This is a genomic window from Nocardia sputi (assembly GCF_023501985.1).
This window is the reverse complement of record NZ_JAMFLC010000014.1, coordinates 97,238-121,077: the sequence shown is the minus strand read 5'-3', so window position 1 is coordinate 121,077 and position 23,840 is coordinate 97,238. Positions and strand designations below refer to the sequence as shown.

The following is a 23,840-nucleotide window of genomic DNA, read 5'->3' as shown; positions in this document are numbered from 1 at the left end:
GACGATGCGCTCGTGTGGAATCAGGCGCTCCAGGCATGGCAGTACGATCCCGGCCGGGTTGTGCGATTCACGGCGGATCATCAGACCTGGGACCGTTTCGAAGTGGTGGATCGCGCGGCGGCCGAGGAGTTCTCGCGCCGTCTGGCGGTAGCCGGCGCGGCGGCCAGTGAGCTGCCGAGCGAGGAATGGATCGAGTGGTTCTTCTCTTGGAAAGGAGATCCGCCGGAGCACGACGACATCTCCTGGGACGACGATCTCTACGTTCGGGAGGCCAAGGAGACCGCGCGTCGGCGCTCGGCGGCCGGTGACGAATGATTCGTTCGACGCCTCGAGTGACCGTCTACCGCCGAGAAGCGTCCGGAAACCATCGGAGCAAGGAAATGTCGAAACCACCTTTCTGACAGTCCCCGAATCCTGAGGAGCAGCGGGAGATCGACAAGAAGCTCGCCGCCCGCATGGGATCTCGCTCGAAGAGCTCTACGAGATCGACCGGCGAGTCGCCGAGGAAGTGCGAGCCCGGGATGCCCTTCCACGGGAAGAAAGAATTGTCGACAGCAATCCGAAATTCAACGAGGGATTCGGACCCGATACGCCCGAGAACGATCTCGCGCCCGGCGAGCTGCGAACTTATTACCATTCGATCGACACCCCTCGCACCGACACTGCGACAGCCCCGCAGCCCGCTTCAGGGCAGCCACCGAGAATTCTATGCACCGCCCGGCGCTCCCGGAGGCTTCGCTCCGGCCCCACCGAGGGGGCCGATACGACGGTGGACACGGCAGGCGGTCTTCTACCTGCCGGTGACGCTACGCGGAGAATTACTGGGATACCTGTGGGCGTCCACCGCGAGCAACGCGGCGAGTTTCGTCCGGAAACTGCGGCCCGGTTCCGGCGAAGGGCTCTCTGCCCCTTTCGCCGATCCGTCGTTGTGGAGCGCGGACGTGTGGGCGGAGCGACTGGCGCTCGCCTACGAGCGAGGCGTTTTAGCACAAGCAGCCGTCCGGCAGTGGATCGGCGCACCGGAACATCCACAAGGCGGCGCGATTTCAGCGGATTCCGTCGAACAGCACGCCGCCACCCTCGCCGAGCTCTACGAAATCGTGAACCCGGGTGGCCCACCGCCGCCGAACCCGCTGATTCAGGACGGCATGTTCCCGGACGGCACCCCTGCCGACCGCTCGCAGGGCTGGGGGCCACTGATCAGTAGCCCGCTGCCGCGGTATCCGACAGACACGAATGCCGCCGTCCGATTCTTTCCTGTCAGCAAGGACGGCGCAGTCATCGGATATCTCTGGGCGTCCATTGCCGACGACGCCGCCGACTATCTACCGCGGATCTCCTCCGGCCGCACCGGCGAGATCGCTGCCGGTCTGTGGCATCTGTGGCTCAGCCGTGCCTACGAGGAGGGGCTGGCACGGCTCGAGGCACTCGATCGATGCCGGCAGATGCCCGAGGATCGCCTGTCGGGAGTGATCGGCGTCCGAGTGCCCGCGCAGGAGCTGCCCGGTCTCGACGCATTGCAGGACCTGGCTCGGCTGTAGGGATCGCGCCGGCCGGTACACGGCGCGGCGAAAATGAGCTGCGCCCTTCCGAGCCGACCGGCTACAGTCCTACCCGCGCCCGGTGCGCAGGCAACGGCTACTTCCGTATTCGATGGACGGGTTGCGGGTTCGAATCCCGTCCGGATCGCAAGCGATCCGGTAGCTCAATCGGCAGAGCTGTCCAAGGCAGGGTCTCCAGACCCGTAGGGCTCGATTCGCTCGAGCCGGTATTCCGTCGCCGCCCAGACCTCGGGCGCTCAACATGCCGTGCGGAGGCGGCCGAATTCCGCGCGATACTTTGCCGACTCGCCGGATGGACTATGTCCGCGTAAGCACCTCACGCCCCACGTACGCCAGCAACCGGCGGTGTGCCGGCTCATCGTCTGCGACGACGACCTCGGGCCCGAAGACGCCCGGCGCGCGGAAGGAGTCGATGCCGCCCATGGCTTGCATGGTGGCGAGCAGTTCGCCACACAGCTCGTCGTCGGCCAGATCCGGCCGGTCGATGGCCACCGCGATGTCGACTCCGTGGACGAGAATCTCGGTGAGATGCACCAGTGCCGCCGCGGGGCCGGGCAGTTCCCCGAGTGCGACGCCCACCGTGCCGTCCAGCGCGTCCGGCCGGTGCCATGCGGCGCGGTCCACTTCCGCGGCCGCGGCGTACGCGCCCTGCGGATCCCCGCCGAGCCAGTCGGATGCGTGTTCGGCGCCTGCGTTCGTGCCGCTCAGAGCGGCCGCGAAGATGTGCATACCCCCCACGGTGTGGTTGAGGACGGCACGGACGTCCCAATCCCGGCACGGCGTCGGCGCGGCCAGACCCGCACCCTCCACGGCGGCGACGATCGCTCCGGTCGCGTCCAGTGCGCGGTCGATCTGTCCGATCACATTGTCCATGAGCATCCTTCGGTCGTGCGGTTTGGCTGAATTGGTAACACAGGACTCCGACCGGCGCGCGACAATGCGAACACCATTTTGTGCCGAAATAGTTGCCAGCGGTGTGCTTCCCGCCATCGCCGCGGAATAATCGGATGCGCGAGTCTCGCCGCAGCCACTACAGTGAGCGGTGCACCCGGTGCGCAGGCAACGGCTACTTCCACTTCTAATGGACAGGTTGCGGGTTCGAGTCCCGCCCGGACCACACACGGTCCGGTAGCTCAATCGGCAGAGCGGTACGTTCCGTCGCCGACCTCTATCTCGGGTGCGCAACGTGATTCATTCGCGTGCGAGCCCGCCCGGTGCGCGTACCGCGGCTACTTCGGGGCCAGGAAGTTCCGGTTCGAATCCGGACTGCCAGGAGGCAGTAGTGTAATCGGCAAGCACGAAGGGCATATTTCGTGGTCGACTCGACCTCGGGCCGGCTCCTCGCAGTGACGCACGGCGCATGTCCGGTGCGCAGGCAACGGCTACTTCGGGTTCAACTCCTGCCGAAACCATTTCGGTCGCTCGATACGGCGAGCAGGCCGTCGCCGCTTTTCCTCGGACATCGTGCTCGCAAAAAATGGGGTGCGGCAATCGAATTCGTCTCGCTACAGTTTCGGTGCACCCGGGAACCACCGGGCGCGCCACAACTCCATCGCACCTCCCGGTGCGAAGTCGGCGGCTACTTCTCGACCACGCCATTTCGGGAATTCCGCAGGCAAATCATCGATCTCGGGGGGCATCGCACGCACCGGCCCGGTGCGGCTACACGGCTGGTTCCGCGAGCAGGCCACACCATGCCTGCGTCGACCGGTACAGCGCCGCGGCAGATTTCGACCTCGGGCCGGACACCGCGCCTGTCCCCGACGTACATCTGGGGAAATCCATGAGCAAGTTCAACCGCGCGCGCCCCGGCGCGACCTCACCGGTCACCAGCGAGACCCGTCCGACCGGCCGCACCTTCGAGGGTGGCGCGGGATACACCCGCACGCCGCAGAGCGAGCTGTTCCTGCTGGCCGTCACGAACATGGTCGGTGAGCACACCTTCTACGAGTCCGCCGGTGAGCGCGACGATCGCTACGCCGCGCTGGTGCACCAGGCGACGATCACCGCCCCCGAGTGGACCGCCCGCTTCCTGCGCTGGTTGCGCACCGAGGCGAACATGCGCAGCGCCGCGATCGTCGGCGCCGCCGAGTTCGCCAAGGCGCGCCTGGACACGGACGCGGCGGGGATGTCGCGGCAGGTGATCGACTCGGTGTTGCAGCGCGCCGACGAGCCGGGGGAACTGCTCGCCTACTGGATCGCGACACATGGGCGGGCCGTGCCCAAGCCGGTCAAGCGCGGCGTCGCCGACGCCGTCCGGCGGCTGTACGACGAGCGCGCCCTGCTCAAGTGGGACAGCGCCGCGCGCTCCTTCCGGTTCGCCGACGTGCTCCAGTTGACCCATCCCGCTCCCGCGGACGGCAAGTCGTGGCAGGGCGCTTTGTTCGCACACGCACTGGATCGGCGGTACGGCCGCGAGACCGAACCGCCCACCGCCCTGGCGGTGCTGCGGGCCCGTGCGGAGCTGATGGCCCGCCCGGTCGAGCAGCGCCGCGCGCTGTTCGACGACCCCGAGCAGGCTCGTGCCACGCTGCGCGCGGCGGGCATGACCTGGGAGGCGGTAGCGGGCTGGCTCCAGGGCCCGATGGACGCGACGGTGTGGGAGGCACTCGTTCCGACCATGGGTTACATGGCCAAGCTGCGCAATCTGCGCAACTTCGACCAGGCCGGGGTGAGCGACGCCGTGGCCGCGGACGTGGCCGCCGAACTCGCCGATCCCGGACATGTGGCCCGTTCGCGGCAGCTGCCGATGCGGTTCCTGTCGGCGTACCGGGCCGCGCCGTCGCTGCGCTGGGGTCACGCGCTCGAGCAGGCGCTCGGTCATTCGCTGGCCGCCGTGCCCGCGCTGTCCGGGCGGACGCTGGTGCTGGTGGACACCTCGGGCTCGATGCAGGCGGGATTCGCCAAGGACGGCTCGCTGGCGCGCTGGGACGCCGCCGCGCTGTTCGCCCTCGCGCTGGCCCGGCGCTGCGCTCGGGCCGACGTGGTGTCCTACTCGAGCGGCGGCACGTGGCAGGGCCGCACCCAGCCCGGCAGCCGGGTGTTCCCGCAGCGGCGCGCCGAGCCGGTGCTGGGTGCGGTACGGCGCTGGCGCGAGGAGGGTTACTTCCTCGGCTGGGGTACCGACACGGCCGGGGCGGTGCGTGAGCACTACGCGGGTCACGACCGGGTCGTCATCCTGACCGACGAGCAGGCGCACGACGGCGACGTCGGCCGTGCGCTGCCCGCCCGGGTGCCGCTCTACACCTGGAACCTGGCGGGATACCGGTACGGGCATGCCCCCGGCGGCACCCCGGACCGGCACACCTTCGGGGGCTTGACCGACGCGGCGTTCCGGATGATCCCGCTGCTGGAGGCGGGCCGCGACGCCGACTGGCCGTTCTGAACGGCGGCGGGGCCGAGACCACACCGGTCTCGGCCCCGTTGCCGCGGGTCGCCTTGCCGGTTCAATCGAGCACCGGGTAGTTGGCCCGGATGACGCCGTGCGGGTCCCGGGCGCGCTTGATCTCGCGCAGCCGGGCCAGCGTCGCCGAATCGAAAGCGGCGGCGGCGGATTCGTCCGGCGTCAGGAACGTGTACGGCTTACGGCCGCTGATCTGCCCGCTCACCGCGTCCACGATGGCGATGCGCCGGGCCTTGACCGCCTCGGCGAGATGCGGCAGCCCCAGCCCCAGGCAGTAGAGCAGGTAGGGCTCGGCGATCGGGCCGCGTACGCCACTGTCCGGCCTGCCTTCGGCGAAGGCGCCGCCCAGGTGACGGATCTGCACGTTGGCCAGCGGGGCGACCGGTTCATCGATCAGAGTCTTGACCACGGCGTCGCCGAGATCGGTGAGCTGCTCTGCCCGGGAGAGCGACGGGCTCGGGTTCGTGGGTTCGGCGGTGACGGCACCGATGTCGGCGGCCCCGAACACGCCGCGCTTGTCCAGGATCGGATTCCCGATGGCGTCCAGCCGCGCGAGCGCGGCGCGTCCTCGATCCGGGTCGCCCAGGTAGACGGCGTCCACACCGACCATGGGCGGTGCGTCCGGGATCTGGAGGCGCTGGAACCACACGGTCAGCTCCTCCGGCGCGGCGGCGGTGATCTCCCGGAAGACGTCGAAGACCTCGCGTATCCGCGTTTCCGGCCAGAGCACGCGGCCGCCGAACAGCTCCCGTGCGGGGAACAGGTCGAACTCGAGCGCGGTCACCACGGCGAAGTCGCCTCCGCCGCCGCGCAGCGCCCAGAACAGGTCCGGATCGTCCTCCGCCGTGACCCGTCGCCGGGCGCCCGCGGCGTCGACGACCTCGAACGCGCGCACGGCGTCGCTGGCCCAGCCGTGTTTGCGGCCGAACCAGCTCATGCCGCCGCCGAGGGTGTAGCCGGTCACGCCGACGACCGGGTTGCTGCCCGCCAGGCCGGTCAACCCGTGCCTGGCGGCGGCAGCCTGCACCCGGCCCCACGGCGTCCCCGCGCCGACGCGCGCCACCCGCCGCTCGGCGTCGATCTCGATGCCGTCCAACTGTCCGGTGCGCAGCAGAATCGCCTCCGGTACCCCACCGGAGGCGCCGTGGCCGGTCGGCTGGGTGACCACCGGCACGCCCGCGCGGCCGGCGTACCGGAGCACGGTCGCGACGTCGTCGGCATCGTTTGCCCGCACCACGGCGGCCACCGGTTGCTCGACCGTCGTCGTCCACGGCCGGGCCGCGGTCTCGAAGCTCTCGTCACCGGCCACCAGCACACGGCCGGGCAGCTCGGCCCGCAGTTCGTCGAATGTCATCGCTCTGTCCTCGACTCTCAGTGTTCGAAAGGAGACGCGGGCAACGAATCCGGGGTCGCCGTCACAGGGACGGGCAGTGGATCGTGCCGCGACTACCTCATTGACGAAAGAGAGCGCGGAAAGGTAACAACACGCAGGTCAGCGGGGCGAGGCCCCGGTCAAGTCGATTCGGCGCGCCCTTCGGAGTCAGCGCCTTTCGACTCCTCGGCACGCCGGGTGATGCCGTGCTCGGTCCCCTCGTCGGCCTCCTGGTCCGGTTCGGGGTGCTCGGGCTCGAACGTGGCGGGCAGGCCCTTGATGTGCCGGTTCATCGACCGGATCAGCAGGAAGGTGCCCGCGAGCAGCAGCAGGACGATGACGAGACCGAGCGGTGACGCCTTGCCGAACTCGGGGCCGGTCGGCGTCCCGGGTGTCTGGGCGAGCAGGACCAGTGTCACGACCGCTCGTCCTCGATGCCTGCGAACAGGTCGGTCTCCGGCAGCTCGGTGCGCACCCGGGTCTTGGCCAGCTCGAACTCCTCGGTCGGCCACAGCCGCTGCTGCATCTCCAGCGGAATGGCGAAGAAGGCGCCGTTCGGGTCGATCTGCGTCGCGTGCGCGCGCAAGGCGTCGTCGCGTTGCGGGAAGTACTTGGAGCACTCGATCTGGGTGGTGATCCGGGACATCATGTCACCGCGCTCCGCGGTGTACTGGCGCATCCGGTCCAGCCACTCCTGGAGCGGGAACGGTTCCCCGAGCCGCTCGTACTCCGCGGAGAACACCTCCATCCGCCGCATGCTGAACCCGTGGTCGTAGTACAGCTTGAGCGGCGTCCACGGCTCTCCCGCGTCGGGGAAGCGCTCCGGGTCGCCCGCCGCCTCGAACGCCGCCATCGACACCTCGTGGCAGCGGATGTGGTCGGGATGCGGGTAGCCGCCGGTCTCGTCGTAGGTGGTCATCACGTGCGGCTTGAACTCGCGCACCACGCGCACCAGGGCCTCGGTGGCCTCCTCCAGCGAAACCAGCGCGAAGCAGCCCTCGGGCAGCGGCGGCAACGGGTCGCCCTCCGGCAGCCCCGAGTCGACGAATCCGAGCCAGTGCTGGCGAACACCGAGCGCGCGGGCAGCGGCGGCCATCTCCTCGCGGCGGATCTCGTGGATCCGCTCCAGAACGCCCGGGGTGTCCATGGCCGGGTTCAGGATGCTTCCGCGCTCTCCGCCGGTCAGCGTCACGACGAGGACGTCGTGTCCCTCGTCTGCGTAGCGGGCGGTCGTCGCGGCACCCTTGCTGGATTCGTCGTCTGGGTGGGCATGCACCGCCATGAGGCGAAGGCCACTCACGTCTCGTTCACCGTCGCTCTCGGTCGCGGCTGTCGGGGCTTCGTTACCTATAGTTCCATTCGACCCACATTTGTTCCGACGTACCCCCCGGGAGCGACCACCATGAGCCAGCCCGCGCCGGAAACCGGCGGTGACGCGAAGGCCGCGGCGGCGTCCCCGAGCCGACCCCCGGCCGACCGGTACGGCATCCGGCCCCGCAAGCCGCGCCGCTGGGTCGCGCTGGCGCTCGGCGTGGTCGTGGTGCTCGCCGGGCTGGGCGTCGCCTACCTCGGGTATCAGAAGTACGGGCCGGACGACATCGAGGCCGAGCAGCTCGGCTACGTCGTCGTCGACGACTCGACCATGACCATCCGGCTCAAGGTCACCCGCGCCGACCCCGAGCGGCCGGTGGTGTGTTTCGTCCGCGCGATGGCGCGCGACGGCTCCGAACTCGGCCGCCGTGAAGTGCTGATCGAGCCGTCGGGCAGCGGCACCGTCGAGCTGACCACCGTGGTGCGCTCGTCGGCGCGACCGGCGTCGGGCAGTGTGTACGCGTGCAGCGATCAGGTGCCCGGCTATCTGCGGGCTGGCTGATTTCCGCGCGTCGACCGGCGACGTGCCCACGAAATCAACTCCGACCTGCACATTTGTGAATCATGCTAAAATGGCGTGATACACGGTTCCGGGGCTCGGAGCCGTGTTTGCTGCATTGGCGGCCAGCGCTGACGGTTCGGGCTTGTGAGCATGCCCGCGACCAGGGCCTGTCGGGGTTCGATGAACTTCCCAGGATCGCTCTAGCCGTCGACTGGTGCGTGCCCTCTTCCGGGTGGGTACACGCCGGTGCTCAGGGAATCCCGGCCTGCCGGGAACAACTACTAGGGAGTGATCGAGATGACTGAGACGCAAGTGACCTGGCTGACCCCGGAGTCGCACGACAGGCTCAAGAGCGAACTCGACGCGCTCATCGCCAATCGTCCGGTCATCGCCGCCGAGATCAACGAACGCCGGGAAGAGGGCGACCTCAAGGAGAACGGCGGATACCACGCCGCGCGCGAGGAGCAGGGTCAGCAGGAGGCGCGCATTCGCCAGCTGCAGGAGCTGCTGAACAACGCCAAGGTCGGCGTCGCGCCGACCAAGTCCGGCGTCGCGCTTCCCGGGTCGGTCGTCAAGGTCTACTACGACGGCGACGAGACGGACACCGAAACCTTCCTGATCGCCACCCGTGAGGAGGGTCTCAGCGATTCGAAGCTGGAGACCTACTCGCCGAACTCCCCGCTCGGCGGCGCGCTCATCGACGCCAAGGTGGGCGAGACCAGGGAATACACGCTGCCCAACGGCAACACGATGAAGGTCACGCTGATCAGCGCCGAGCCCTACCACAGCTGATACTCCGGGCCGCGGCGTAGCGCCCGGCCGACACCACCGCGGACACGAGCGGCCGCGCCCGATCATCGGGTGCGGCCGCTTCGTCATGTCGGTGAACTTAGCTCAATGCCTGCTCGATGTCCGCGAGCAGGTCGCTGACATCCTCGATACCCACCGAAAGCCGCACCAGATCTGCGGGAACCTCCAGCTCGGAACCCTCGGTGGAGGCGTGCGTCATCGCGGCCGGATGCTCGATCAGCGACTCGATGCCGCCCAGTGATTCGGCGAGGGTGAACACCTCGGTCCGCGAGCAGAACTTGCGGGCCGCCTCGACATCGCCGTGCAGGCGCACCGAGATCATCCCGCCGAACCGCCGCATCTGCTTGCCCGCGACGGCATGGCCCGGGTGCTCCGGCAGGCCGGGATAGATCACCTGCGAGATCGACGGGTGCCGGGAGAGAAATTCGGCGATGGTTTCGGCGTTGTCGCAGTGCCGGTCCATCCGCAGGGCGAGGGTCTTGGCGCCACGCAGCGTGAGGAAGGCGTCGAACGGGCCAGGGACCGCGCCCGCGCCGTTCTGCAGGAACGCGAACGCCGCGTCGAGTTCGGGATCGTCGGTGATCAGCGCGCCGCCGATGACGTCGGAGTGACCGCCGAGGTACTTGGTGGTGGAGTGCACCACGATGTCGGCGCCCAGCAGCAACGGCTGCTGCAGATAGGGGGTCGCGAAGGTGTTGTCCACCACCAGTTTCGCGCCCGCGGCGTGCGCGACGTCGGCGAGGGCGGGAATGTCGCCGATGCTCAGCAGCGGGTTGGTGGGCGTCTCGATCCACACCAGCTTGGTGTTCGGCCGGATCGCGGCGCGCATCTCGTCCACGTTGAACACGTGCGCGGGGGAATGCTCGATGCCCCACTGGCTGAAGACCTTGTCGATCAGCCGGAAGGTGCCGCCGTAGGCGTCGTCGGGGATCACGATGTGATCGCCCGGACGCAGCGTGGCGCGCAGCGCACAGTCGGTCGCGGCCATGCCGGAGGCGAACGCCCGGCCGTAGCGGCCCGATTCCAGCGCGGCGAGGTTCGCCTCCAGCACCGAGCGCGTCGGGTTGCCGGTGCGGGCGTATTCGAATCCGCCGCGCAACCCGCCCACGCCGTCCTGGGCGAACGTCGAACTCGCGTAGATGGGCACATTCACCGCGCCGGTCTGCGGATCGGGTTCATACCCGGCGTGCACGGCCCGTGTGGAGAATCCCAGCTCGCTCATGGGGCCAGCCTAATCGGGGCGATTGCCAGGCGACTTCCCGGTCCTTGCATATGGCCGGACGCGCGGCCACGAAACCGGCCAAATCGCCCGAACTACGCCGAGATACCGCGATCTCGCGGTCGAGTCCGGCCGATTTACGCGCAGGGGGCATCCCCGCCGGAAACGTTGCGTCGCGGCAACCGAGTGACCTCGGTCTCGTCGCACCGGCCCCTGTTTAGGCTGAGTTCATGGTCACTGTCGAAGAACTGTTCGCCACCGATGCGCTGCTGTCCGAAGACGAGCGCGAGATCCGGGACACCGTCGCGTCCTTCGCGGCCCAGCGCCTGCGTCCGCACATCGCGGAGTGGTTCGAGGCGGGCACCTTCCCGGCCCGCGAGATCGCGCCGGAACTGGGCGCGCTGGGGCTGCTCGGCATGCACCTGGACGGATACGGTTGCGCGGGAATGTCGGCGACCACGTACGGCTTGGCCTGCCAGGAACTGGAGGCGGTCGACTCCGGCGTCCGCAGCATGGTCTCGGTGCAGGGTTCGCTGGCGATGACCGCGATCCACAAATACGGCTCCGAGGAGCAGAAGCAGCAGTGGCTGCCGGAGCTTGCCGCGGGCCGCGCGCTCGGCTGCTTCGGGCTCACCGAACCCGACTTCGGCTCGAACCCGGGCGGCATGCGCACACGGGCGAAGCGTGACGGCGGCGACTGGGTGCTGAACGGTTCGAAGATGTGGATCACCAACGGCTCGGTGAGCGACGTCGCGGTGGTCTGGGCTCAGACCGAGGACGAGGGCAAGCAGGTGATCCGCGGGTTCCTGGTGCCCGCGGGCACGCCCGGGTTCACGGCGCGGGAGATGCACCGCAAACTGTCGTTGCGCGCGTCGGTCACCGCGGAACTGGACTTCGACGATGTCCGCCTGCCTGCCGACGCGGTGCTGCCGGGATCGCGCGGACTGGCCTCGCCGCTGGGGTGCCTGAGCGAGGCGCGTTTCGGCATCGTCTTCGGCGCCCTCGGCGCGGCGCGCGATTGCCTGGCGTCCACCATCGAGTACGCCAGGACCCGTGAGGTGTTCGACAAGCCGTTGGCCGCCTACCAGCTGACCCAGGCCAAGCTGGCCGACATGGCGCTGGAGTTCGGCAAAGGTCAGCTGCTCGCGCTGCACATCGGGCGACTGAAGGACCGCGGCGTCGTCACACCGGAGCAGGTGAGCGCGGGCAAGCTGAACAGCACGCGCGAGGCCATCGCCATCGCCCGCGAGTGCCGCACCATCCTCGGCGCCAACGGCATCACGCTCGACTACCCGGTGCTTCGCCATGCGAACAATCTGGAGTCCGTGCTCACCTACGAGGGCACCGCTGAGGTGCACCAGTTGGTGCTCGGCCGAGCTCTGACCGACGCGAACGCATTCCGCTGACGAGGTTCACGCCGAAAGTTTCCGAGTCGCGCGTGAGGTGCGGACGAAAACACAGGGCAGGCGCGACCCCGCGAACAACTGAGCAATTGCCGCCCTAGCGGAAATCGTTCTCGTCGGGGTAGTCCATGAACTCGTGCGGCTGCGAATACCGGCCGCCGGGACCGGATCCTTTCTCGCCCCAGTGCCGCCCGTGCGCCCGCGCACCCTGCTGCTCCCATCGGTGTGCCGGATCACCCTGCCACAACCCGTCCTCCGCGCGGTCCCACTGCCATTCCGCATCGTTGCCGTGCTGGTCTTCCCAATGTTGCCCCCTGGCCGCTTGCTGATCCATCCACAGCTGCTCCCGAGCGGCGTCCTCGCCGAGCCGGTAGGCGGCGGCGTGTCCCCGGACCGCGGGCATCTCCTCCTCCAAGCGGCCGAGCCAGTTCTCCCACCGCTGCTGCATCGGGCGGATCATGCCGCCGCCGACGCCCACCACGAGGATGCCGCCGATGGTGGCGAGCACCGTGACGAGGATCGGCAGCGTGACAGAGGTGGCCACGCCGATCTGGTCCAGCGCCGCCACGATGCCGATCCCCCACACGAACACCGCCGCGATCCGGCCGACCGTGGCGCCGTAGGACAGGCCACCGAGCAGGCCGCCGACCATGTCGCGCGCCGCGTGGGCGACCGCGCCCGCGATCACCAGGACGACGATCGCCACGCCCGCCTTGGGCAGCCAGGCGATGACGCCGTCGATCGTGTCGCTCACCGGGTTCGGGCCGAAGACTCCGAAGCCGAGTTGCAGCGCGATCAACAGGACGGCGTAGTACGCCAGTTCGGCCAGCGCATCACCGGCGTCGTAGCGACCGCGCGACAGTAACCGGCGGATCCCGCCCCGCTCGGCGAGACGGTGGAATCCGCTCCGCTCCAGCACTTTCGCGATGATCGCGGCGATCGCTTTCGCGACCAGCCAGCCGATGAGCAGGATGACGAGGAACGCGGCGAGTTCGGGCACGAACGACGCCACCGAACTCCACGCGTCGGACAACCCCTGCTGATAATCGATAGCCGAACTGGAGGTGTGCATTACCTTCCTTCGCTATCCGTCGATGACATGACTGTTTGCTGCCAGTGCGTCCTGACCGTTTATACCGTTGACAGTCAGCCCATACATGTAATTGCGGATAAGTTGCCGAAGTATTTTTTCGACAAGGATGACGTCGATTCGCGCTACCGGATGCCACGCGCCGGTTCTGCGTGAACCCGACCTCCGCTCGATCCCGCCGGGCGGCACAGGTCTCTCGGATTATGCTGCCCGAGAATGGCATTGGGACTGCATAGCCCGGCACGGGCACGACTGTCGGTGCGTGTCGTCGATCCGCGCCGCCGAGGTGCTCGCGGCACTGTCGCTCGCCACCGGCATGCCGTTCGAAAAGGGCTGGTTACCTGCCTGGTCACAAGCGATGATCGCGGCCGGTGCGAATCGGCGACCGTCCCCCGCGTCGGTGGACGGCGCCGTCCCGGCGGCTGACAGACTGCCGAACAACGTTCTCGCACAATGGGAAAGCGGATGAGAACGAGCCGAGTCGCGGGAAGCAGACCTCACAGGAGCCGAGGCAGGGACGGGTAAAGGATTGTTACCTCTTGTCATTTGGGTGCCATGTGGGTGTCACCGTCAGGCCAAGGGGAACGCGGAGGATATCAGTGGATCCGGGCATTGGGGCGATGCCTCCACCGCCACACCATCGGAGGTGCGAAGATGCACACATTGTCGATCGACCGTAGCGCACTGTGGTCGGTTCCGGATGCACTGGGAGCCTGCCATGTTCGTGCGTGACCATCTGCCGCGGCGCTCGCACGGCGTCTCCCGGAAGCTGCCGGATCAGCGTGAGTTGGTCGCCGCCTTCGGCGGTCACCCGAGCGATTCGGAACAAGACCACCCGCTGGTCGGCTGGGCGCGGGCCCTCGCGGCGCTGCACCGCAGGCGCCACTGCGATCCACTTGCCGCCGCCGGGATCGATTGCCGCCGAGCCGAACTGGTGGCCACCATCGACGCGTGGGTGATCGCCCAGCTGCCGGGCAAACGCTCGACGGATCATCTGCGCGCCGAATCCGTCGGCGCCACGGTCGACCGCATGGCCGCCGCCCACGTGCACGCCAGCCACCTGCTGCACACCGCCGAAAAGGTGTCCGACGACCGGGTGCACGCCGCCTGGTATCGGCTGGCTCTGCTGGCCGACGAATGGACCGATCTGATCACCGGCGGCGTGCGGGCGGCAGGGCGCGGCAGGAGACCGGCGTAGCGCGGGCCGCCTACTTCCCCAGGGTGCCCGTGCTGAGGAAGCCGAGCAGATCGTGGCGGGTGATCACGCCGACGGGCTTGCCGTCTTCGACGACCATGAGCGCGTCGGTGTCCGAGAGCGCCTTGGTCGCGGCGGAGATGGGTTCGCCCGAACCGATCAGCGGGAACGACGGGCTCATGTGCTGGGCCACCGAATCGGTCAGGTGGGCCCGGCCCTCGAAGACCGCCGACAGCAGATCGCGTTCGGACACGCTGCCCGCGACCTCGCCCGCCATGACCGGCGGCTCGGCGCCGACCACGGGCATCTGGGACACGCCGTACTCGCGCAGGATCTCGATCGCGTCGCGCAGCGTCTCCGACGGGTGGGTGTGCACCAGATCGGGCAGCTCGCCGGACTTGCCGCGCAATACGTCACCCACGAGTGGTTCGGCTGTGCCGTCCATTCGTTCGCGCAGGAAGCCGTAGGAACTCATCCACTCGTCGTTGAAGATCTTCGACAGGTAGCCGCGGCCGCCGTCGGGAAGCAGCACCACCACCACCGCGTCCGGGTCGCGGCGCGCCACCTCGACGGCCGCGACGACCGCCATGCCGCAGGAGCCACCCACCAGCAGGCCCTCCTCGCGGGCGAGCCTGCGCGTCATGTCGAAAGAATCCGCGTCGGAGACCGCGATGATCTCGTCCGGCACGGCGGGGTCGTAGGCGGAGGGCCAGAAGTCCTCGCCGACGCCCTCGACCAGGTACGGCCGCCCGGTGCCGCCGGAGTACACCGACCCCTCCGGGTCGGCACCGATGATCTGGACCTTCCCGCCGGAGACCTCCTTGAGGTAGCGGCCGGTGCCGGTGATGGTGCCGCCGGTGCCGACACCCGCCACGAAGTGGGTGACCTTGCCGTCGGTGTCGCGCCAGATCTCCGGGCCGGTGGTCTCGTAGTGGCTGGCCGGACCACCGGGGTTGGAGTACTGATCGGGCTTCCAGGCGCCGTCGATCTCCTGGACCAAGCGGTCGGAGACGCTGTAGTAACTGTTCGGGTGGTCCGGCGGCACAGCGGTCGGGCAGACCACGACCTCGGCGCCGTAGGCGCGCAGCACGTTGCGCTTGTCCTCGCTGACCTTGTCGGGGCAGACGAACACGCACTTGTAGCCGCGCTGCTGTGCGACTAGGGCGAGGCCGACGCCGGTGTTGCCGGAGGTGGGCTCCACGATGGTTCCGCCGGGCCGCAGCTTCCCGGACTGCTCGGCGGCGTCGATCATCTTCACCGCGATCCGGTCCTTGGAGCTGCCGCCCGGGTTCAGATATTCGATCTTGGCCGCGACCAGCCCCGCGTTCGGTCCTACGACCGAGTTCAACCGGACCAGCGGCGTGTTGCCGATGAGATCCACGACATGATCCGCGATGCGCATGGACCCCATCGTTGCAGACGCACTAACTGTGAGTTCGCGCACGCCGCGCGCAGCGGGCCCGCACTCCCGGCGAACCGGCGCCCGCGGCTTTAGGATCGCTGCCATGAGGCAGCCGAACATCGCCCGCGCCGCAATGCTTCTGGTCGGATCGGCGGTGGCTCTAGTGGTCGGATCCGGTGCGCGAGCCGAGGCGGCGACCGTGGAATTCCCGCAGGTGCCCACGCTGGCCCGCGGCGGTCTGTGCTGGACGAGCATCCGCACCTGGGCCGACACCAGCCCCGAATGGCCCGGTCGCGCCATTCTCAACGTGCGCGCGCTCCCCGTGAGCGGCGTCGGGCCCGGTGTCCACCCGTTCGCGCCGCTGTGCGAGGTTCGCACCACGGTAGCGTGGCGCAACGTCACCACCGGCGCGACGGGCAGCTACGACAACATCGTGGTCACCGGCATCTACGGCAGCATCCAGTACGCGCTGTTCCAGGACACCGGCCCCGGCCTCGTGGAGGTCACCGTCTCCACCGACGCCGCGAGCGTCCCCGCCCGCGGCGCCTTCGTGGTCCCGAGCTGACCTCGCGCCGGTCGCGCACGCGCCGCGAACCCATCGGATGTCGCTTCGTTCGGCACTGGTCGTCCCGGCCGGATTTCGTAAAATTCCTGGCGTGAGCGCTCCTCGATTTCGCTGGCGGACGGCGGCGATGACCAGCGCCGCGGCCGTGCTGGCCGGCTCGGGCGCGGGCACCGCGTGGTGGGCGACCTACCGTCTGCTCATGGCGCAGGCGGGCGTGGCGCGCGGCATGATCGGCCGGGACACCTCGAAGCCGCCGGAGGCGGACGGCATCTACACCCCCGGCTGCGGGGCGCCCGAGCCGTGGCGCACGGGGAAGCACGCCGACCTGCATCTGATGATCTTCGGCGATTCCACCGCGGCCGGCCTCGGCTGCCTGGTGCCCGACGAGGTGCCGGGCGTACGCCTGGCCCGGGGGCTCGCCGAGGCGACGGGGCAGCGGATCCGGTTGAGCACCAAGGCGATCTGCGGCGCCACCTCCAAGGGCCTGGCCGGTCAGGTGGACGCCATGTTCGTCGCCGGTCCGCCGCCGGACGCCGCGGTCATCCTCATCGGCGCCAACGACGTCACCAAGAAGCACTCGATCCGCGCCTCCGCGCGCAGGCTCGCCGCGGCGGTCGCCCGGTTGCGCCGCGCCGACGCGGTCGTAGTGGTCGGCACCTGCCCGAATCTCGGCACCGTGACGGCCATTCCACAGCCACTGCGCACCGTCGTGCACAACTGGAGCGTGCGGCTGGCCAAGGCGCAGCACGTGGCGACGACGGTCGCGGGCGGACACCCGGTGCGTGTGGGCTACCTGCTCGCCCCCGAGTTCCGGGCCGCGCCCGAACTCCTTTTCGCCGCCGACGGCTTCCATCCGTCGGCGGCGGGTTACGAGCTGGCCGCGGCGCGGTTGCTGCCGGTGTTGATGGACGCGCTGGGCGGGACACCCGCTTCCGGTACTCCACGGCGGGACGTAGATTCGATACGAACCCGTGAGTAACCAGCACAGGGGTTCGTCAGAACCGTCCGACCCAAGGAGTCCTCATGCCTGAGGCCGTCATCGTTTCGACCGCGCGCTCCCCGATCGGCCGTGCCCGCAAGGGTTCGCTGGTCGACCTGCGGCCCGACGATCTGACCACGCAGATTGTGCGGGCAGCGCTCGACAAGGTGCCTGCCCTGGACCCGACCCAGATCGACGACCTGATCCTGGGCTGCGGCTCGCCGGGCGGTGAGCAGGGCTTCAACATCGCCCGCGTGGTCGCCGTACAGCTCGGCTACGACTTCGTGCCCGGCACCACCGTGCACCGCTACTGCGCTTCGTCGCTGCAGTCCACCCGGATGGCGTTCCACGCGATCAAGGCGGGCGAGGGCGACGTATTCATCTCCGCCGGTGTGGAGACCGTGTCGCGGTATGTGAACGGATCGGCCGACAGCTGGCCGAACACGCAGAACCCCCTGTTCGCCGCGGCGCAGGAGCGCACCGCGAAGACCGCCGAGGGCGGGGCGGGCATCTGGCACGACCCGCGTGAGGACAGCCTGATCCCCGACGTCTACATCGCGATGGGACAGACCGCCGAGAACGTCGCGACCTCCACCGGCATCACCCGCGAAGACCAGGATCGCTGGGGCGTGCGCTCGCAGAACCGCGCCGAGGAGGCGATCAAGAACGGCTTCTTCGAGCGGGAGATCACTCCGGTGACGCTGCCGGACGGCACCGTGATCAGCAAGGACGACGGCCCGCGCGCCGGCGTCACCTACGAGGCGGTCTCCGCGCTGAAGCCGGTCTTCCGCCCGGACGGCACCGTCACCGCGGGCAACTGCTGCCCGCTCAACGACGGCGCGGCGGCGCTGGTCGTCATGAGCGACACCAAGGCCGAGGAGCTCGGACTGACGCCGCTGGCGCGAATCGTGTCCACCGGCGTGTCGGGCCTGTCGCCGGAGATCATGGGGCTGGGCCCGATCGAGGCGTGCAAGCGCGCGCTGGCGCTGGCGGGCAAGACCATCGACGACATCGACCTGGTCGAGATCAACGAGGCGTTCGCGGTGCAGGTGCTCGGCTCGGCGCGAGAGCTGAAGATCGACGAGGACAAGCTGAACGTCTCCGGTGGCGCGATCGCGCTGGGCCACCCGTTCGGCATGACCGGCGCCCGGATCACCACCACGCTGATCAACAACCTGCAGACCCACGACAAGCAGTTCGGTCTGGAGACCATGTGCGTCGGCGGCGGCCAGGGCATGGCGATGGTCATCGAGCGTTTGAGCTGACCCCTCCATACGAAAAGGACAGTCGCCGGGAAACCCGGCGACCGTCCTTTCGTTGGATGGCTAGTCGTTCTGGAAGTAGCTCAGCAGCCGCAGGATCTCGACGTACAGCCACACCAGGGTGATGGTGAGGCCGAGGGCGACGCCCCAGGCCGCCCGCTCGGGAGCCTGCGCGCGGATCAGCTGATCGGCGGCGTCGAAGTCGAGCAGGAAGCTGAACGCGGCGATGGCGATGATCACCAGGCTGAAGACGATCGCCAGCGGGCCGCCGTCGCGCAGGCCGAGACCGCCGTCGATGAAGAAGCTCGCGACCACGTTGCCCAGCGCCAGCACCAGGATGCCGATCATGGCGCCGACGATGATCCTGGTGAATCGCGGCGTCACCCGGATGGCGCCGGTCTTGTAGACCACCAGCATGCCCGCGAAGACACCGAACGTGCCGAGCACGGCCTGACCGATCAGCGCGCTACCGCCGACTCCACCGAACTCGACGTTGGTGAACATGAACGACAGCGCACCGAGGAACAGGCCCTCGGCGACGGCGTAGGACAACACCAGCACCGGGTTGTCCATCTTGTTCGCGAAGGTCGCGATCAGCACCAGCACCAGACCGACCAGGCCGCCGACGATCACGAACAGCGGCGCGAGCGAGGTGTTCGCGTTGGTGAGGCCGTAGGAGACGATCGCGGACAGGGCCAGCACCGCGAGGGTGATGCCCGTCTTGGTCACCACGTCGTCGATGGTCATCGCCCGCGTGGTGGGCGGAGCCTGCTGGTACTGCTGCGGATATTGGCCGTACTGCTGGGGTTGCTGGCCGTACTGGTTGCCGAACTGTCCCGCGGCGGTCACACCGGAACCGAAGTTGGCGTATCCACCGCCCTCCTGCCTGGGCAGGTTCCTGAAAACCGGATTGCTCGTGGTACGCATGAACGGCGTCCCTTTCTGGAGTCGTTGCCGCTGATCATCGAGTTCAGTTACTCGATATCCAACTGCCCTTTCCAACGTTTGTCATCTGTCGTGAGTTCCCGGGGGGACACTCACGGAGCCAGACAATTCGGACTCTACCGCTGCCGCGGGTCGTGCAAGCCACGCACCGAACGAGTCACCGTGAATTTCCGGTTGCGCCCCATCACCTCGGTCCGGCCCACCATCCGTTCGACCACCGCCCGATAGTTGAGATGCGAGTTGTACACCGTCCACAATTCCCCGCCGGGGCGCAGCACCCGACCCGTCTCGGCGAACATCTTGATCGCCGATCCGGTGTGCACGGCCGCGCCGATATGGAACGGCGGGTTGCACAGCACCAGATCGGCGCTGTTGTCCGCGGCCGAGGACATGGCGTCGTCGCGCACGACGCACACCCGGTCGGCGACCCCGTTCGCCTCGGCGGTGGCCCGCGCCGATGCGACCGCGGCGGCGGATTGATCCGTGGCGGTCACCTTGATTCCCGGCCGTGCGGTGGCCAGCGTGACGGCCAGGATGCCGGTGCCGCAGCCGAGATCGATGGCCTCCCGCGCGTCGGGCTTCATCAGTCGCAGGTGATCGAGCAGGAATCTGGTGCCGATGTCCAAGCGCGCACCGGAGAAAGCCGCACCGTGCGCGACTACGTCGAGACCCAGTTCCTCCAACCGATCGCGCACCGGAAACGGCTTGTCCGCGACCGGTTTGGGCCCGGTCACCAGCAGGGTCCGTGACTTCTGCCTGCCGCGGCTGGCGCGCACCTCGGAGAAAGACTGGGCCAGGACGTCGTTCATCGACTTGGTCAGATACTTGTCCCGGCCACCCGCGAACACCTCGACCGCCGGATCGGCGTAGCGCGCGATCGCGTCGGCGGCCTCGGCCAGCCCGGCCAGCACCCGGGGCAGGCGGAGCAGGACCACCTGGACACCTCGCAGCAATCCGGCACCGAGCGGGTGCGCGGTGTAGCGATCCGCCAGCCCGGCCGCGCGGGCGTTGTTGGCGAGCGCGAGTTCGCCGGTGAGCAGATCCTGATGTACTCGGACGTCGCGCAGATCATGCCCCGCGATGGCGCCGAGCGTCAGCGCGCCATAGGCGTCACCGATGACGGCTACTTGTCCGTTATCCACAGTCGCCAGGGCGTCGGCCGCGACGTCGAGGATCAACCGATCAGCGGCATCCACGGCGTAGAGGTTCAGCGCCTCCACGTCCGGATACCGCCGCAGCCGGCTCAGTACGTCCTCGACATTTCCCACGCCTCAAGTGTGCTAGATCGTTGCCCAGCGGTCACGCCCACCCCGCCCAATCAATTCCGTCGCACCGCGGAAGAGGTGAGCCACTTCCTGAAGCGAGCCGCGACAGGCGATTTCGCGAACACCACGCACGGCAGTCGCGACGACGACTCCCGACCCGTACCGACTCGACAGCCCAACGGATCACGCGCCCGATCGTCATCACCGGCGCGACGGGAACTCCACCGGTCATCTGGCCGACACCTTCCAGGAGCGAGCACGCCATTCGCGAGATCGTCTGCCTCACCAGTGGACTCTAGACCTGACCAGCGGACTCGGCCCGGCCACAACCGGACGCCTTCGACGCGCAGGTATCGATAAGCGGACCACCGCACGCGGACAACCCCCGGATCTTCCTGAAACCGCTGCCGGGCAACCGTAATCCGGACACTCGCACAGCAGCTGGTATCCGGCCCATTCGGGTCCACGGAAGGGACGATCCGCGACCGGGAGGTCACCGAACCCGTGCGCCAGGAGCTCGTGCGCCGAACGTTCGCTACAGCAATCGATTAGCAATAGGCATGCCCGACCGGCCGACCAGACGGTCTGCAATCACCCACGTGCGCACCCCTTTCGCTGCCCGCTGATGGCGAATCAGCCGCAACACTCTCGCGATTACGCCATCAGACGCGTTCGGCTGAGTAGCATCGAGCCATGCGCAACAGGATGGTGCTCGTGGTCGCCGTCGCGACGGCACTGCTCGCAGGCTGCGGTGATAGCGATCCGACACCGGGCGCCCCGGTCGCTTCGATCACCGGCACGTCGGCCGCCGTCGCGCAAGCCCCGTCACCGCAGGCCCCGGCCCCACAGGACGCTGGACCGAAACAGGGCAAGGCGTCCGCTGACGCCGCGCTCACGGTGACCGATGTCCGCCTGGGCCGTCAGCCCGGCTTCGATCGCGTGGTCTACGACCTCGGCGGGGTCGGCACGCCCGGCTGGATCGTCCGCTACACCGACCGCGCCGTGCAGGAAGGCAGCGGCAATCCCGTGGACGTGGCGGGCCGGTCGATTCTGGAGGTGCGCATCCTCGGCTCGGCCTACCCGTTCGACAGCGGCGTGACGCCGTACGAGGGGCCGGACCCCGCCGTCGACCCTGCGGTTCCCGGCATCGCGGGCGTCTACCGGACGACGGTGTTCGAAGGCGTCACACAGTCGTTCATCGGCGTGCAAGCCGACCGGCCCGGCTTCACGGTGAGCACGTTGTCCAATCCGACCCGGCTGGTCGTCGACATCGCGAATTCCTAGATACTGGTACGCCGAAGGGGTATCTCCGCCGCGCCGGTCCGGCGGCGGCTAGACTCGGCACTCGTGGTCGAACGCCGCATCCTGCACACCGCCGGGCTCGCCCGGCACTTCCAGCTCCTCGCAGTGCTGGTGTTACTCGCCGGGATCGTCGCCATGCACTCGGCCGTCTTCGCGGCCTCCGGCCACGTCCATGCGTCTGGCGCACAGGCCGCCCCTGTCGCCGAAGCGATGCTCGACGAACCCGGGCGGGCTGCGGGCGCACCGACCGGTCCCGCCCATCACGCTTCCGGCGGCGTCGAGACTTCACCGCACCACAGGATCGCGGCAGTCCCGACTCATGAGGGCTCCCCCACTCGCCACGGTCACCTCCAGCCGCAGGACCGGACGCAAGCCGGAAGCGCCGATTCCTTCGGCAGCGCTGGGACCACGGCAGCCGCAGCGGGCAGCTCCCGGCTCACGCGAACCATCTCGGGCGGCGCCGCCACAAAGTCGTGGGCCGTGGCCGCGCGCTCGGTCGCCGTGGCGATGAGCCCGGTAGACGACATGCCATGTGCGGGCGGCGGGTGCGACGGCGCGCACAGTGGACTGCACGGCTGCGTCTTCATCCTGGTCGCCCTGTTGGCGCTGGCCGCGTTGGTGCTGCTCTACCGGATTGCGGTCGATCGTCCCGGCAGCGGTGCGGCGCGACCGCGCCACTGGCGGCCCCGGCGGGAGCGACCGCCGCCGTGGACCGTGCTCACCTTGGCCGAACTGGCGATTCTGCGGATCTGACACCTTCGCCGCCGCCGTGCGTCCGAACCACGGTCGCGGCGTCGCCTCAACTCCCTCACAGACTTCGCAAGGAGCGACCATATGTTCATCACCCGTACCCGCACGATTCTCGCCCTCACCGCGGCAGCAGCGGTGAGCCTGACCGGCTGCGGTGACGCCGACACCGGGCACACCACCGAACACGACACGTCGACGACCACCTCGGCTGCCACGAGCGTCCCGGCGAGCGCCGAGTACAACGACGCCGACGTGATGTTCCTGCAAATGATGTATCCGCATCACGCCCAGGCCGTCGAGATGGCGGCACTGGTGCCGAGTCACACCGACAACCAGCAGTTGCGTGCGCTGGCCGCGAAGGTGGAGCAGGCACAGGCTCCGGAGATGCGGCAGATCACCGATCTGTTGGAGAGCTTCGGCAAGCAGGCCCCCGCCGCGAGCGAGGGGCACGGCGGCCACGGTATGCCCGGCATGATGTCCGCCGAACAGATGGCGGCGTTGCGAGCGGCGTCCGGTCCGGACTTCGATCGCCAGTGGCTGACCATGATGATCGAGCACCACGCGGGCGCGATCGCCATGGCCGAAACCGAACTGGCCGACGGTGCGAACCCCGACGCGAAAGCGCTCGCCCGCACGATCATCGCCGCCCAGCAGTCGGAGATCGAACAGATGCGCGCCATGCTCGGCCAGGGCTGAGCCGCGCCCGCGCCGATATCGGTTGACCATCGATGTCGGCGCGGGTGGTCATCGCCCGCCCACACGACGTACCGTCGTATCGTCCGGCTCTGTTCATCCGTCCCGGCCGGACTTCCGAGGGGAGCGAGGGACCGACATGCGACGACTCGAACGCGCTGGCCTCTTGGCCGCCGCGATGGCCACCACGGCCGGCGTGCTGGTGATCGGCGCCTGCGCACAGCAAGTTTCCGGTTCGGCACAGGTGAACCGGACCGATTTGGCCGCGTACGCCTCGGAGGTCACCTCCTCCTCGGCCGCCGCCTCGTCGTCACGGGCGGCGGCCGTCGAACGGGCGACCAGAACGGCTTGTGACGCCTTCCTCAGCGCCAACGGCAGTTCGGTGCGGGCATTCAACGACTACATCGATGCCAGCAATGCCAGAGGCCGCAACGATCCCGATACGAACGGCAAAGCCGACACCGCTGTCACGACACTGCGGAACAATGCGCGCTCCGTCGACCAGAACGTGACGAAGGAGGTGCCCTCCGCGGTCGCCACCCCGCTGCGCGCCTATCGCGACGACACGAACGCCCTCGCCGACACGCTGGACCGCCGCGCGGACACCGACACCCTGAACGCGGTGATCGACCGCTTCAACGCCACCAAGAACACGGCGCTGGCAGCGTGCGAGGGACACGGGACCCGGTAGTCCGCCACGACTCCTGCCGGTAGTCAGTGCGGCGCACCGGGGTTGAAAGCGATTTCTGC

At 68.7% G+C, this 23,840-nt stretch carries 24 protein-coding genes and 1 tRNA gene; 16 read left to right on the top strand and 9 right to left on the bottom strand.

The annotated features are described in order from the left end of the window. Window positions 1–12: 12 nt before the first annotated feature. Both M8859_RS18915 and M8859_RS18910 read left to right on the top strand, forming a co-directional pair. Window positions 13–315, top strand: a complete 303-nt coding sequence (locus tag M8859_RS18915) for a hypothetical protein (RefSeq protein ID WP_159927639.1) — start codon at window positions 13–15, stop codon at window positions 313–315. Window positions 316–800: 485 nt separating this feature from the next. Beyond that, window positions 801–1,541, top strand: a complete 741-nt coding sequence (locus tag M8859_RS18910) for a hypothetical protein (RefSeq protein ID WP_249644616.1) — start codon at window positions 801–803, stop codon at window positions 1,539–1,541. A gap of 318 nt (window positions 1,542–1,859) precedes the next feature. On the opposite strand, the gene M8859_RS18905 is transcribed toward M8859_RS18910, so the two are convergent. Next, window positions 1,860–2,435 (bottom strand): TIGR03086 family metal-binding protein, encoded by a 576-nt coding sequence (locus M8859_RS18905; protein ID WP_159927643.1) that lies wholly within the window; start codon window positions 2,433–2,435, stop codon window positions 1,860–1,862. Between the two features lie 175 nt (window positions 2,436–2,610). Here M8859_RS18905 and M8859_RS18900 point away from each other — a divergent pair. After that, window positions 2,611–2,679: transfer RNA gene (locus M8859_RS18900), tRNA-OTHER, on the top strand. 666 nt (window positions 2,680–3,345) lie between these two features. Continuing rightward, a complete protein-coding gene (locus M8859_RS18895) occupies window positions 3,346–4,947 on the top strand; it encodes a TROVE domain-containing protein (protein WP_195070967.1) in 1,602 nt (533 codons plus the stop codon). A gap of 61 nt (window positions 4,948–5,008) precedes the next feature. On the opposite strand, the gene M8859_RS18890 is transcribed toward M8859_RS18895, so the two are convergent. From M8859_RS18890 to mca, 3 genes are all read right to left on the bottom strand, one after another. Continuing rightward, window positions 5,009–6,319 carry an FAD-binding oxidoreductase gene (locus M8859_RS18890; protein WP_249644615.1) on the bottom strand — a complete coding sequence of 437 codons (1,311 nt, stop codon included), beginning with the start codon at window positions 6,317–6,319 and terminating at the stop codon, window positions 5,009–5,011. A gap of 158 nt (window positions 6,320–6,477) precedes the next feature. Continuing rightward, window positions 6,478–6,756, bottom strand: coding sequence for a hypothetical protein (locus tag M8859_RS18885; protein WP_159927649.1), 279 nt, complete (start codon window positions 6,754–6,756; stop codon window positions 6,478–6,480). After that, window positions 6,753–7,637, bottom strand: coding sequence for a mycothiol conjugate amidase Mca (mca, locus tag M8859_RS18880; RefSeq protein WP_223520780.1), 885 nt, complete (start codon window positions 7,635–7,637; stop codon window positions 6,753–6,755). The genes M8859_RS18885 and mca overlap by 4 nt, the downstream gene beginning before the upstream one ends. A gap of 102 nt (window positions 7,638–7,739) precedes the next feature. Here mca and M8859_RS18875 point away from each other — a divergent pair, with 102 nt between their 5' ends. Then, a complete protein-coding gene (locus M8859_RS18875) occupies window positions 7,740–8,210 on the top strand; it encodes a DUF4307 domain-containing protein (RefSeq protein WP_159927651.1) in 471 nt (156 codons plus the stop codon). 297 nt (window positions 8,211–8,507) lie between these two features. Next, window positions 8,508–9,002 carry a transcription elongation factor GreA gene (gene greA, locus M8859_RS18870; protein WP_040869622.1) on the top strand — a complete coding sequence of 165 codons (495 nt, stop codon included), beginning with the start codon at window positions 8,508–8,510 and terminating at the stop codon, window positions 9,000–9,002. 97 nt (window positions 9,003–9,099) lie between these two features. Here the strand turns inward: greA and M8859_RS18865 are convergent, their stop codons facing one another. Further along, complete coding sequence (locus M8859_RS18865; protein ID WP_159927653.1) at window positions 9,100–10,242, bottom strand: cystathionine gamma-synthase; 1,143 nt, start codon at window positions 10,240–10,242, stop codon at window positions 9,100–9,102. Between the two features lie 227 nt (window positions 10,243–10,469). On the opposite strand from M8859_RS18865, the gene M8859_RS18860 reads away from it, so the two are divergent. Then, a complete protein-coding gene (locus tag M8859_RS18860; RefSeq protein ID WP_159927655.1) occupies window positions 10,470–11,645 on the top strand; it encodes an acyl-CoA dehydrogenase family protein in 1,176 nt (391 codons plus the stop codon). Window positions 11,646–11,739: 94 nt separating this feature from the next. Here the strand turns inward: M8859_RS18860 and M8859_RS18855 are convergent, their stop codons facing one another. Beyond that, complete coding sequence (locus M8859_RS18855; RefSeq protein WP_195070964.1) at window positions 11,740–12,714, bottom strand: mechanosensitive ion channel family protein; 975 nt, start codon at window positions 12,712–12,714, stop codon at window positions 11,740–11,742. Window positions 12,715–12,994: 280 nt separating this feature from the next. On the opposite strand from M8859_RS18855, the gene M8859_RS18850 reads away from it, so the two are divergent. Both M8859_RS18850 and M8859_RS18845 read left to right on the top strand, forming a co-directional pair. After that, on the top strand, window positions 12,995–13,201 hold the full coding sequence (locus tag M8859_RS18850) for a hypothetical protein (RefSeq protein ID WP_159927659.1): 207 nt from the start codon (window positions 12,995–12,997) through the stop codon (window positions 13,199–13,201). A 249-nt stretch (window positions 13,202–13,450) separates the two neighbouring features. Further along, the gene (locus M8859_RS18845; protein WP_195070963.1) at window positions 13,451–13,930 is read left to right on the top strand and encodes a DUF4254 domain-containing protein; all 480 of its coding nucleotides are present in this window, start codon (window positions 13,451–13,453) and stop codon (window positions 13,928–13,930) included. Between the two features lie 10 nt (window positions 13,931–13,940). Here M8859_RS18845 and M8859_RS18840 read toward each other — a convergent pair whose 3' ends face one another. Continuing rightward, complete coding sequence (locus M8859_RS18840) at window positions 13,941–15,329, bottom strand: cystathionine beta-synthase (RefSeq protein ID WP_159927663.1); 1,389 nt, start codon at window positions 15,327–15,329, stop codon at window positions 13,941–13,943. 103 nt (window positions 15,330–15,432) lie between these two features. On the opposite strand from M8859_RS18840, the gene M8859_RS18835 reads away from it, so the two are divergent. The 3 genes from M8859_RS18835 (at window position 15,433) to M8859_RS18825 (ending at window position 18,138) form a co-directional block, all read left to right on the top strand. Beyond that, complete coding sequence (locus tag M8859_RS18835) at window positions 15,433–15,894, top strand: hypothetical protein (protein WP_159927665.1); 462 nt, start codon at window positions 15,433–15,435, stop codon at window positions 15,892–15,894. A 127-nt stretch (window positions 15,895–16,021) separates the two neighbouring features. Continuing rightward, window positions 16,022–16,873: an SGNH/GDSL hydrolase family protein gene (locus M8859_RS18830; RefSeq protein WP_159927721.1), complete on the top strand. Its 852-nt coding sequence runs from the start codon at window positions 16,022–16,024 to the stop codon at window positions 16,871–16,873. Between the two features lie 44 nt (window positions 16,874–16,917). Next, window positions 16,918–18,138: an acetyl-CoA C-acetyltransferase gene (locus tag M8859_RS18825; RefSeq protein ID WP_195070962.1), complete on the top strand. Its 1,221-nt coding sequence runs from the start codon at window positions 16,918–16,920 to the stop codon at window positions 18,136–18,138. A gap of 60 nt (window positions 18,139–18,198) precedes the next feature. On the opposite strand, the gene M8859_RS18820 is transcribed toward M8859_RS18825, so the two are convergent. Together M8859_RS18820 and M8859_RS18815 are read right to left on the bottom strand one after the other, a co-directional pair. Beyond that, the gene (locus M8859_RS18820; protein ID WP_159927668.1) at window positions 18,199–19,062 is read right to left on the bottom strand and encodes a Bax inhibitor-1/YccA family protein; all 864 of its coding nucleotides are present in this window, start codon (window positions 19,060–19,062) and stop codon (window positions 18,199–18,201) included. Between the two features lie 134 nt (window positions 19,063–19,196). Further along, window positions 19,197–20,348 (bottom strand): class I SAM-dependent methyltransferase, encoded by a 1,152-nt coding sequence (locus M8859_RS18815; protein ID WP_159927669.1) that lies wholly within the window; start codon window positions 20,346–20,348, stop codon window positions 19,197–19,199. A gap of 690 nt (window positions 20,349–21,038) precedes the next feature. Here M8859_RS18815 and M8859_RS18810 point away from each other — a divergent pair. The 4 genes from M8859_RS18810 (at window position 21,039) to M8859_RS18795 (ending at window position 23,781) form a co-directional block, all read left to right on the top strand. Continuing rightward, a complete protein-coding gene (locus M8859_RS18810; RefSeq protein WP_159927670.1) occupies window positions 21,039–21,629 on the top strand; it encodes an AMIN-like domain-containing (lipo)protein in 591 nt (196 codons plus the stop codon). A 63-nt stretch (window positions 21,630–21,692) separates the two neighbouring features. After that, entirely contained in the window at window positions 21,693–22,400 is a 708-nt protein-coding gene (locus M8859_RS18805; RefSeq protein WP_195070961.1) for a hypothetical protein, read from the top strand. A gap of 81 nt (window positions 22,401–22,481) precedes the next feature. Continuing rightward, on the top strand, window positions 22,482–23,093 hold the full coding sequence (locus M8859_RS18800) for a DUF305 domain-containing protein (RefSeq protein ID WP_159927672.1): 612 nt from the start codon (window positions 22,482–22,484) through the stop codon (window positions 23,091–23,093). 136 nt (window positions 23,094–23,229) lie between these two features. After that, window positions 23,230–23,781, top strand: coding sequence for an Rv2240c family protein (locus tag M8859_RS18795; protein ID WP_159927673.1), 552 nt, complete (start codon window positions 23,230–23,232; stop codon window positions 23,779–23,781). Window positions 23,782–23,840: the final 59 nt, after the last annotated feature.